This is a genomic window from Mycoplasmopsis citelli (genome assembly GCF_900660645.1).
GTDB classification, from domain to species: domain Bacteria; phylum Bacillota_I; class Bacilli_A; order Mycoplasmatales; family Metamycoplasmataceae; genus Mycoplasmopsis; species Mycoplasmopsis citelli.
This window is the reverse complement of the sequence record NZ_LR215036.1, coordinates 1,008,340-1,020,660: the sequence shown is the minus strand read 5'-3', so window position 1 is coordinate 1,020,660 and position 12,321 is coordinate 1,008,340. Positions and strand designations below refer to the sequence as shown.

4 protein-coding genes are annotated in these 12,321 nt (G+C 24.1%); all 4 read left to right on the top strand.

Going from position 1 to position 12,321, the window contains the following annotated elements; translation table 4 throughout:
- Positions 1-420 precede the first annotated feature (420 nt).
- Entirely contained in the window at positions 421-3,660 is a 3,240-nt protein-coding gene (locus tag EXC58_RS03775; RefSeq protein WP_129725700.1) for a hypothetical protein, read from the top strand.
- 47 nt (positions 3,661-3,707) lie between these two features.
- Entirely contained in the window at positions 3,708-5,921 is a 2,214-nt protein-coding gene (locus tag EXC58_RS03770; protein WP_129725699.1) for a transglutaminase domain-containing protein, read from the top strand.
- 1,086 nt (positions 5,922-7,007) lie between these two features.
- Positions 7,008-10,124, top strand: a complete 3,117-nt coding sequence (locus tag EXC58_RS03765) for a coiled-coil domain-containing protein (protein WP_129725698.1) — start codon at positions 7,008-7,010, stop codon at positions 10,122-10,124.
- Positions 10,125-10,187: 63 nt separating this feature from the next.
- On the top strand, positions 10,188-12,311 hold the full coding sequence (locus EXC58_RS03760) for a transglutaminase-like domain-containing protein (protein ID WP_129725697.1): 2,124 nt from the start codon (positions 10,188-10,190) through the stop codon (positions 12,309-12,311).
- The last annotated feature ends 10 nt before the right edge of the window (positions 12,312-12,321 follow it).

The following is a 12,321-nucleotide window of genomic DNA, read 5'->3' as shown; positions in this document are numbered from 1 at the left end:
ATAAAATATTAAAAGTTTGTATGTGAGTAATTTTAAATATATCTGAAGTTTATTAAATTATAAAATACAAACTAATTAAATAAAAACTCAAGGAGGTAATAGCAAAATTTAGATAAAGTTTTTTTGTTTTTTAACGAAATTCTTACAAAAATATGGTTTTTTATAACTGATATTAATTTTTAATAATAAAATTACGCAATTTTTTTTTTTTTTTTAATTTAATTAATAGTAAATATTCAAATGCAGTAGATAATAATTATAGCATATAAATATTTGATTAAAAATTAAAAATGTAGTTTTAAAACAAAACTTTATCTGAAAAAAGCAAAATTCTAATATATTAAAAATTCCACATTTAAAAGAATCTCAAAAGTTCTTTTAATAAAAATTACCAATTTAATTACTAAGAAAGGTTCAAATATGAAAAGAATAGCCAAAAGGCACTTATTATTAGCTCTTGGAGGAATTTCTCTTATGGGTATTACTTCAGGTATAGCTATTGGAATTACAAAAAATATTTATGAAAATCAAATCAACAAATTCAATTTAGAATTTCAAAAATACAATTTTGCAAATAAAGCAGATAAGTTAAAAGTGCAAACATTACAATCTCAAAACAAGAATTTGCAATTTATAGTTCAAGACTTACAACAAAGTAACTTAAATAATGAAAATTTAAACGATTTACTTAATCAATTAAATCAACAAAAAATCTTCGAAACTGGATATAAAGCTTTTGAAAAACCACTTTTAACTTGAAAAAGTAATTTAGCTAAAAAAGTCTCAACTCTAACTAAAAGTCTAAAAAATCTTTTAGACAAAAACAATAATTTAACTAAAGAAACTCAACAAGGAATTACTAACTCACTTAATAAAGCAAAAAGCTTATCAAAATCATTAAAAGATATCACTTTTAATGACGCAAACAGTGCAGTTAAGGCTTTTAAGGATGTTCAAAAAGCTCAAAACATTTTTCTTAATCAATTAAATACTAGCATTAATTTAATTGTTGGACAAATTAACAAACACAACCAAGAAGTAAATGATCTTAAAGAACAAATTGGTCAAAGAGATCAAAAAATTAAAGAATTATCTCAAAAACTTACCAGTCAATTAAGTTTTTATTTAAAAATGATTTCACAATTTAAAAAGAGTTTAAAAGATTTTGAAGATTTTGATTTTGGACAAACTGATGCAAATCAATCTGAAAAAATCAAAACCAAAATTCGTAAAACTTTAAATCTTATAACCAGAAAAAAAGCTATTTTTACTGAAATACTTGATCAAATGAAAGAATTTTTAGTTGATGATAAAGATGGCAATGATTATTCAGATGTTCAAAATTATGATTTGGATACAGTACAAAAAACTTTTGAAAAAATCTTTAAAGAATATGATTTAGTTAGAAGTTCTATTATTCCTTTATATAAAAAATCAAATCAAGAAAAAGGTTTACAAATTGTTGATCAAGCTAAACAAATTAGTTCTTTAGAAAGTCAAAATAAAACCCTTCAAACTCAAATTGATTCTTTAAATACCCAAAAAACCAATTTAGAAGAAAATCTTTCTAAAACCAAAGAAGATTTAATGAATCATTTAAATTCAGTACTTGAAAATCAAATTACTGTTTTAGGTGGAATTGAACAAACCATTAGAAGCACTGATGATTTAAATGCTGAAAGTTTAGCAAATCGTCTTAAAAACCAAATTAACACATTAAAAGAGCTTAAAAACAAATACACTGCCGAAAATTATGCTCAAACTTTCACTCCAATTGTTAATCAAACACTTGCATTTGCTCAACAAATTATTGAAGAATACAAAATAAGCATAGTTGTTCCTCTTCGATTTAAATACCAAAATACTTTAGAGAATTTAAACACTACTAAAGAACAATTACAAGATATTCAATTACAGTTAGCATCAAAACAAAAAGAACTTGAAGATACTCAAAATTCTTTAGCATTAATTCAAACTCAATTATCTGAGAGTAAAAATTCTCTAGTGTTTACTCAAAACCAACTAGAAACTTTAAATAACGAAATTACTGCTAACAAAGAAGAAGCTTTAAATAACTTTAATGCTATTAAAGCAATATATGATAATCTTAAAGTAAAAGCAAATACTTTAATTAATAAAGCAAATAGCAGTATTAATTTAGAAAGTTTAAGAACTCAACTTAATCAATCAATTTTAAATATTGAAGATACTGATACTTTAGAACAAAGACAATCAAAAATTAATTCTTTAATTAATCTTTCAACAAATTTTAATAATACTTATGGAGATATTTTACAAAAAGATTATGATGCTAAAGCTAAAGTTTTAGAAGATTCAATCACAAGTTTAAGAACTTCAAAAAATGAACTTCAAGGAACTGTAAACTCTCTGCAAGAAAAACAAACTACCTTTTCAAATACTTTAGCTACTGATATTACCAAGATTTTACAAGATTATAATCAAAGAAAATCAGAAGCAACTGCTTTTATTTCTAAAGCTAAAGAATATAAAATTGATACATCAGAACTTAATCAATTACTTCAATTAAGTGATTTACAAGTTCCTAGAAATAGCTTTGATGAACAAAGTAATTTTATTAATGAGTATACAACTCGAATTATGAATTTAACATCAAAAAGTATTAGTCTTCAAAATGAAATTATTAATGAAATTAAAACAAAAACAAGTCAAGAAATTTCTAACAAAAATAATAATAGTAATAATAAAATTAAAAAATTAAAAACAGAAAAAGACAATCTTCAAAAGAATTTAGATTTAGCAAATCTTGAAATTAAAGGTAAAGCTATAACAATTGGACATCTTACAAATCAAGTTGAAGATTTAGAAGAACAAGTAAGAACTTGAAAATCTAAAGCAAATAACTCAGAAATTCAAAAGAATCTTTTATCATTAAAAGAACAAGAGATTCAACAAAAAAATACAGAAATTTCTCAACTAAATTCACAAATTCAAAGTCAAAATAATTTAATTAATGAAAACAAAGTTAAATTATCAAAAGCTCAAAGTGATTTAATTACTATGACAAAAAATTATACTAAATATAAAGATGTTATTTTAAAATCAAATGTTTATAAAAATGCTACCCAAGGACAGGGTGTATGACTTAAAAATAATTACTTTAATCAAGCAGTAACAGGATATTCTGATGTAGAACACTATAAAGATCATATAGATTACGGAAAATATTTCACTTTGTTAAATCCAGGAACAGAACCAGAAAAAGTTTCGGTTATTAACAAATTCAAAGTTAGAGTAAGAAATCCCCAAGCTTTAAAACATACATTCAGAGTTTATTACATAGATACTTATCAGTCAGATGATGCTAAAAAATTAAAATATACGGATATAGAATATGATCACCAAAAGCTTTTTGAGACAAAAGATCATACATACTATTCAAAAATAGAAACATCAGAAACTGGTGATAGTTTATATCTACAAACAACTACAGAATATTTAATTTTGAGATTAACTAATGATAACTTAAATCAAATAGAATTTACTGATGTTATCGCTTCTTCATCATCGATTTATGACGAAGAAAGATACGGAGAAAATCCTGCTGATGATTTTGCTATGAAACCAACACTTAGCTCTAGATACCCAGTGGTAGGAATAGAAGAAATTGAAAAAAATTAAAATATTTTAAATATTAGGGCGATGTATTTAATTATAATTAAATTAATATGAAATTTAAAAGAATTTTATCTTCTAAAAAACTTCAAGCATTATCGGTTTTAATATCACCTTTTCCTTTAGTGGTTATTTTAGTTTCATGTGAAAAAAATCATCCAAAAGAAAATCAAAGTAATTCTCAAAAACAAGACAATAAAAATTATGATAATCAACAACAATCTTCATCAGTAGCAATTAAAGTAGAAGAAGAAATTAAACCTGTTAAGAAAGATTCTGAAGATAAATTAGAAAAAAAGGATAAAGGCGATTTAAAAAAGCCCGAAGTTCAAACTAATAAAGATGTGTATTTTTTTCCAAAAGATCAAAACAGTAATGAAAATAATTTGCATATCAATAAAAAAGGTTTTGAAAAACCTGAAGTATTACTAAACCCTAAATATCAAAAAGAATTAAAAGAGTTAAAATTTAAACTTCAAGCAATTTTAGAGAGTAAAACTTCACCATTTTCTAAAGAATTTTTAGTTTTTATAAATGAAAAAATTAATCAAATAGATAATATTAAAAATGACATAGATTTTTTGAATTTACATTCATCATATTTTGAACATTTTTTGGAAATATACAACGCTTGAAAACGTGCATATTTAAATTCAAATGAATTAATTACAACAATTGAAGATAAAAATCAATGAAATAAAGCTTTTGCTAAAAAATTAAACAATCTTAAAAAACTTTTTCAACAAAAAAAAGAGCTTGATTTAGGGGATTACTTAAAAGATTTTTATATTTATAAGCTAAAGCAACAAATCAAGTTATATGAACAGCATCCATACTATCTTCAACCTTTAGAACGTTTAAAAAAACTCTTGTACCATTATCAAAATAATTACAATAAATATGTGAATTTTCAATGGGGAATTGATAAAAATAACAACTTTTCTTTAGACCCAAGTAAATATTACAGTGGTAATTATAATCAAGTTTGAATTAATGATAAATATGTTGAAAATTGGCTTAAATACTATCAAAGATGAAATTGAATTTTTATAAATAAAGAAGATCAAATTGCAAAAATTAAAGATGAAGATATTAAAGCCTTACAAATCGATCCTAAATTCAAAAATAAAAAAGTTTTAACTGATTATATAAATAGGCAAATTAATTTTGCTCCAGACAATCATTATAAACTTTGAACTATCAATGAACAACACCCAGAAAAAGTTAATTATAATGATGTTCGAAGTTCAAAATTCGAAACTTATTATGACAAAAAAGAAAAAATTTCCCAACAAGTAATTAACGAAATTAATAAATTAAATTTAGTGAATCAGATATTCGAGCTCCAAAAAGATGGTATAGGAATAATTGAAGATGATGACAAAAAATCTAAAAAGCATGTAATTGGACATAGTATTAAAAATTTTAATTACAAAAAATTCTGAAAATATCAAAAATATAATAACCTTAACAAATTAAGTATGGTAAATGAAGGTTATAATGTCTATAATAATTTATTATGAAAGGAACCAAATTTATTTTCTGATGGTTCTTTCCACTCTAATATTTCAAAAGAATTAGCAAAAGTAAAGAATATAAGATCTATTGACGGATCAATATTATTTGATAAAATTGAACCTTTATCTATAGATGAAGCGAAAAAAATAGGCAAGGATCTTTGAATTAATCCAACATCAGAATATAAAAGATGATTTAATCATTGAAAAGAAGTTTTACCGAAAATTATCAATAAAAAATGAAATGACAAAACTAAAATTAGGGCGGTTGCTTATTATATTGTTGCAAATACAAGTTATTTAGTTTTGCCTAATGATGATTTCAACTACAATGGATATGGATTTTATAATCCAACTCAAATTTTCACCAACGACCCAGAAATTAAATGTGTAGGATATTCCATGAATTTATCAGCAGCTCTAACTATTTTAAATATTCCAGTTCGTATTGTAGGTGGCCCATACTTTGGAGATTCTAAATCTACAATCGCGAGTGGATTTCATGCTTGAAATGAAGTTTTTGTTGACGGAAGATGAAAGGTAATTGATTTAACTAATTGGGATTTATATGAAGGTGAAGACTCTCAAAAACCAACATATGAACTTAGAGATGATGTTGATTTATTTTTAGAACGCAATTCTGAGCATATGAACAAATTTAAACTCGATTTAGGTTCTTATGAAACTACTTTAATGTATTTTAAAAACCCAAAAGAATATGAATATTTAGATCTTCCTGATAGTCTTTAAAAAATTGAAAATATATAGTTAAGACAATAGCGATACGTATTCCAAAAGTTAGATACTCAAAATAACTTATGGAGTATGTATCCTTTTTTGTTTCTTTTTTAAATATTAAAGAATATTATTAGAATTAGACGCAGAGATGAATTGAACATTATAAATTTAATTTAAGCTAAAAATGTGAATTGAATGATAAATAAAACTCTAGATATAACAATATTTACACTTAATTATTAACAATTCATTTTTATATTTTTTTCTAGTTTAATAAAAAATAACCACAAAAAGAAAATCTATTTTGTGGTTATTTTTTCACATTTTTGCAAAAAAATATTTTTTATTTCTGTATTTTAAAAAGTACATTTATAATTAAATTGTCATACAAAAGATATTTGTTTTAAAGTTATTAACTCCTAACTTTATATAGCTCTAATTATAAAGATACCTATTTTTATAATATGCTATCCCAAATAGCAAAAATATTGACGCAAAAATTTAAAAAGTTTGTATAGAACAATTTTAAAGATGAAAATAACATATTTCATGATAGGCGAAAATCATCAATATTATTTTCATTTTTAAATCTATCTGAAGTTAAATAAAATTGTAAATGCAAACTTTTAAACCAAAAAACTTAAGGAGGTAAATAGCACTAACTTAGATAAAGTTTTTTATTTTTAAATAACAAAAATCTAAAAAATATTATCTTTAAAACTAACGCTAAAGTGTTCGTTAGTTAATTTTGTAAATATTTTTTAATTTAATTATTAATAAACATTTAAACACAACAGAAAGTAATTATAACATAAATATTTAATTAAAAAATTAGTTTTAAAGTAAAAATATTATAAGTTATATAAATTAATCTTTAATTTTTGTTTTTAATAATAAAACCTTATCTAAAACCAGCAAAAGTACAATAGTATCTATTTTACTTTTTAAATAAAAATTTCTGATTATTTTTTTAGTTTTATTATCAAAGAAATTTAAAAAGTAAAATTTCCAATAAATCAAACTTCAAAAGCTCTTTTGATAAATGTTAAAAATAATATAAAACTAAAAATTATTATTAAAAATAAAAAAGGATTCAATATGAAATTATCAAGAAAAAGAAACTTACTGCTATCTTTTACAGGAGTATTGCTTCTAGGAGCCGGTATTGGTATAGGTTTTGGGAGCGGAAAAACAGTTAACCAAAATAAAATTAATTCTTTAAATCATCAAATAAATGAACTAAATTTGCAATTTCAAAGATACAGTCTTGCAAATAAAGAAGATAAATCAAAAATTCAAACATTACAATCACAAAGTAAGAATTTACAATCTCTAGTTCAAAATTTGCAAGAAAGCAATTTATCTAGTGAAAATTTAGATGATTTTTTAAGTAAAGTCAATCAACAAAAAATCTCTGAAGATGAATATAAAGTATTTGAAAAACCACTTCAAAATTGAAAAAGTAATTTAGTTAAAAAAGTTTCAGCTTTAACTAAAACGCTAAAAAATTTCTTAAATAAAAACAATAATTTAACTGAAGAAACCCAACAAGGAATTACTGAATCGCTAAACAAAGCAAAAAATTTATTAAATTCACTTGATCAAATTGCCTTTAATGATACAAAAAGTGCAGTTAAGGCTTTTAAATTAATTCAAAAATCACAAAATATTTTTCTTAATCAATTAAATAGTAGCATTAGCTTAATTGTTGGACAAATTAATAAACATAATCAAGAAGTAAACACTCTTAAAGAACAAATTGGTCAAAGAGATCAAAAAATTAAAGAATTAGCTGAAAAACTTGCTAGTCAATTAAGATTTTACTTAAAATTAATTAAACAATTTAAGAAGAGTTTACAAGATTTTAATGATTTTGATTTTGAACAATTTGGTGCAGATCAATCTGAAAAAATTAAAGCTAAAATCAACAACACATTAAAACTTATAAAAACAAAAGAAACCATTTTTAGTGAATTGCTAGATCAAATGAATGACTCATTAGCAGATGTTCAAGATAATAATGACTATTCAGATGTGCAAAGCTATGATTTAAATGTAGTACAAAATAGTTTTGAAAAAATTGTTAAAGGATACGATTTAATTAGAAATGCTCTTATTCCTTTATATACAAAATGGAATCAAGAAAAAGGGTTAGAAATTGTAAATCAAGCTAAGCAAATTAGTGATTTAGAAAATCAAATTCAAACTTTTCAAGCTCAAATAGATTCTTTAAATACCCAAAAAACTACTTTAGAAGAAGATTTCTTAAGCACAAAAACTGAACTCGAAAATACTAAATCAGAACTTGCTGAACAACAACAAAAACTTTCAAATAATGAGAAAGCTTTAGATAATATCAACACAGAATTAGCACAAACCAAAAACTCGCTAGAATCTACTCAAGAATCTTTAAGAAATACTCAAGTTCAACTTGCTACTTTAAATTCTGAACTAGATAGCAACAATTTACAAGTAGAAAGTATTTTCGATTCTATTAAAACTGTATATACGAATCTTAAAGACAAAGCAAATCTTTTACTTGGAGAAATTGATAATAGTATTGATGTTTCACAGTTAAGAAGCAAATTAAACGAACAATTGGTAGTTTTTAATGAAAGTGCCTCAACTGAAGAGAAATTAGCAAGTATTAAAAATTTAATTCAAAAATCAACAGATTTAGGTAATTTATATAGTGAAGTAGCTCAAAAAGATTTTGATTTTAAAACTCAAAAATCAAATGAACAAATCAATACTCTTCAATTACAAAACCAATCAATTGAAACTCAAATTCAAGAATTACAAGCAAAACAAGCAAGATTTTCAAGTGTATTATTTAATAACATTACAACTCTAACTAATACTTATGCTAGCAGAAAAGTAGAAGCTCAAAAAATTGTAGAAAAAGCTAAAGGATTAAATATTTCAACTACAGAGATTGAAGAGTTGCTTGCTTTAGAAGATTTACAAGCAACAGGAAGTGATTTAAATGCTCAAATTAATTTTGTTGAGCAATACATTAATAGAATTAGTGAATTATCTTCAAAATTATTAGAACTACAAAACACAATTTTAGATAAAACAACCGCTCAATCAGATCAAACTAAAAAAGGACTTAAAAAACTCGAAAAACAAAAAGTTAAATTAGATAAAGAAAAGAAACTTCTTGATACAAAACTCAAACAAGAAAAACAAACTAGTGAGACTTTGCGTCAAACAATTCAACAAAAAGACACCGAAATTAATAATCTCCGAAATAGAGCTGATACCGCAGAAAGAGATTCTAATTTCATAAAAAGCTTATCCCAAAGATTACAAAAAGAAAAAGATCAAGCAATTCAAGATAGAGATCAAGCTTGAAGAGAAAAAAAGCAAATTCAAGAATTAGCTAATAACCAAAAAATTGAGTTTAATTCACAAATAAATTCTCTAAAAGAAACCAACAGCAATCTTGAAAAAGATAAAAATGAACTAAAAATTACAAAAGGCCAACTTGAACAAGAAAAAACGCATTTAGAAAATCAATTGAATGAAAAAAATATAAAACTCAAAGAGACAATAGCTGATTATACAAAATATAAGAACATAATTTTAAATTCAATTGTCTATAAAAATGCAATTTCCGATTCTTCAAATTATAACTGGAAAACCCATGAATATGATCCATGGGCAAACTTGGCGTATATTACTCCATTAACTGCACCACTTGCAGTTTTGGGTAATTACACAAAAAACCATAATATAAATGCAACTTTAACTGGATACTCTGACCCAGGTAATGACAAACAAAGTTACAGTAGCACTTTTATCAAAATAAATCCTGGAAAAGAACCGGATCGTGTTATTGCCGTGAATAAAATCAAAGCAATTATCAACTGAGATGAGCAAGAAAATGCAAAATTAAGGTATTGATACATCGATACCACCGAACCTGTAGAATCAAACCAATTAAAATATTTCGAATTAGACTGAACTAAAGATATGATTTTTAAAGAAAAAGATAAAACCTGATATACAGAAATCCACAATGAGAGCAATTATGATAATTCACAAATTCAGTCAGAATATTTAATTACTAAAGCAGTCTCTAAAGAGAAAAATCAAGTTGAATTTACAAATGTTATAGCAGATTACCATAAAAATAAATCTACAACAAACAACTCTTTATCAGGGTTAAAAGCCAAAACCATAATCATAGGAATTGAACAAATAAGATAGGTAAAAAGATTCTTGAATGATTAAAATCAAATATATCTATATCACCATTATAATTATAATAATATGAAATTTTTTAATTTTCTTACATTAAAAAATGTTAAATTCACATTGCTTTTAGCAAGTATACCAGTTACTACATCTTTTGTTTATTCCTGTCAAAGTCTTATACCTTATAAAAAAAATTCAGTCCAAGAGAAATTGGTAACTTCTAATCAACCAGGACCTGAACTAGTTTCGGAAAATGTTCCCATTAATTCCCGAATTAAAGATGAAAATCCTAAATTACAAATAAAAAAAATAGATTTAAACCAATATAAAACAAAACTATCAGATTCGAATCGAGAAGAATTATTAGAAATAAAATTAAGTCTTCAAAAAATTGTCTTAGATTTTAAGAATTTTCCAATTTCAGAAGATTTTTTATCATTTGTTAATGATAATATCAAGAAAATTGAACAAGCTAAATATGATGATGATTATTGAAACATAAAACGTACACAATGAATCTATTTTTTTAATAACTATAAATCTTGAAAAGAAGAATTTAAATACACTAAAGATTTAATAACATCAGACAATGATAAACAAATCCAAAATGAAATACTAATTAGAGCACTATCTTTTATTAAAGAAGGGAATATTGATAAAATTACTGAATTCTTTTTGCTGAAACCTAAAGAATTTTACATTTACAAACTAAAACAACAAATTAAGCTATACGAACAACATCCATACTATCTTCAACCTTTAGAAAGATTAAAAAAGCTTTTATATTACTATCAAAACCATTATGAAGAATATGTTGATTTTCAATGGGGCATAGATAAAAACAATAAGTTTTCTTTAGAACCAAGCAAATACTATAGTGGAAATTATCAATTAGTTCAAATTAATGACGAATACATTAAAAACTGACTTAAATACTATCAAAGATGAAATTGAGTTTTTGTAAAACCAGAAGACCAAATTCCTAAAATTGAAGATAAAAATATCAAAGCTTTACAAATAGATCCAAAATTTAAAAATAATAAAATAATTAGTGATTATATAAAAAGACAAATTAACTTTGCCCCAGATAAATATCAAGAGCTTTGAAATATAAATCCACAACACCCTGAAGAAGTAAAAGCTAATGATGTTGAACAATTCGATAATAATAAAGATAAAAAATATAATAAAATACCCGAAAAAACAGTTTTTGAAATCAATCAACTATACTCAAAACAAAAATATAACAACTTTCAACCTTGAGGTACCTATGATTACGTCAATCCTTATAAAATAAATATTAATAATAAAAAATATCGTCTTAGAGATTATCAAAACATAAAAAATTTTAACTTTGAAAAATTTTTAAAATACCAAAACACAGATATAATTCCGGACTCTGATTTAATATGATTGTTTTCCGATTTTAATGTATATAATAATTTATTGTGAAAACATCCAAATTTATTTTCAGATGCTCTTTATTCTAATGTTAAAGAATATTTAGTTAATCCAACTCAAAGAAGAATAACAGAAAATGGTTATATAGTAGATTACACATTTAGTTTGAAAAAAGAAGAAGCCAGAAAGAAAAGGAAAGAGATTTGAAAAAACCCAATTCCCGAATACAAAAAATGATTTAATCATTGAAAAGAAGTTCTACCTAAAATTATTAATAAAAATTGAGATACCAAAACCAAAATAAAGGCAGTAGCTTATTATATTGCTACTAATTCTATTTATTTATCTCCTAGAGATAAAGATTTTAATTACAATGGTTACGGTTTTGCTAATTCGACTCAAATTTTCACAAACAACCCAGAAATTCAGTGTGTTGGATATTCAATGAATTTAGCAGCTGCATTAACAATTTTAAATATTCCAGTAAGAATTTTAGGTGGTCCATACTTTGGTTCTGATATAGCAACAATCGCAGATGGATCTCACGCTTGAAATGAAGTTTTTGTTGATGGAAGATGAAAAGCGATTGATTTAACTAATTGAGATTTGCCTGAAAATTATAGTTCTAAAAGAAAACCGAAGGCATTTGAGCTTGACGATAGTGGCGATTTATTCTTAGAACGTAATTCAGAATGAATGAATAATTTTAAATTAAGTGTTTCTTCATATCAAAGTACTATAATGTTTTTCAAAAACCCTAAAGAATACGAATATAAAGATCTTCCCGATAATATTTAAAATTAAATAG